Origin of the sequence: Stenotrophomonas maltophilia, assembly GCF_013464485.1 — a bacterium.
Classification (GTDB): domain Bacteria; phylum Pseudomonadota; class Gammaproteobacteria; order Xanthomonadales; family Xanthomonadaceae; genus Stenotrophomonas; species Stenotrophomonas maltophilia_AW.
In genome coordinates, this window is sequence record NZ_RAUX01000089.1 from 1 (window position 1) to 601 (window position 601).

Consider the following 601-nt stretch of genomic DNA (forward strand, 5'->3'; position numbering starts at 1 on the left):
AAATCCGAACCACGCAAGTAAAGAAAGACTTGCATTACCTCTCAACCCACTAATCAGSATGCCGTTCTCATAGGCCGCCAGAACAACWTCGGACGATGAGGGRCCACTATGAACWYGGACRCCGTCAGTGGAATTCAGGATCCTGCGGGGTTGAGCCACACCAACCTGCGCAGCGCCCTTGGTTCGCTTCTTTGCAAAATCCGCGTCAAAGAAGGGCTCCTCACCCTCCCACTCTTCGATGAGAACTTCACCATACCGCTTCGTGGAACTAGTCACTCAACCACCATCCTCTCATTGACGATAACGTCTCCTCCATCAAGAGCATCTCGAATTGTCAGCTCCACGGCCAGAGCCGAGAATCGACTATTCTCAACATGGCCGGAGATTGTCAACGCCTCAATCGAGGCATGATCCATCTTGCCTTCTGATACGCCCCGGCCCCRGTTCTCTCCAGCATTGCCCAACTCATCGGTGGAATAGCTGGCGATGCTCTCCGTCCCGGCCGCYCCCTGACCGCTCACAAGAATACTTATTCCCAGCCGCTTCCGCATCTGCTCTACAAGTTTAAGCTTGACCACAAACTCCCTGGTGAACCTCGCAC

At 54.1% G+C, this 601-nt stretch carries 1 protein-coding gene; it reads right to left on the bottom strand.

The features are described from left to right. Nucleotides 1-272: 272 nt before the first annotated feature. On the bottom strand, nucleotides 273-601 hold a 329-nt coding region (locus D7Y61_RS22430; protein ID WP_180869396.1), incomplete at its 5' end, for a hypothetical protein.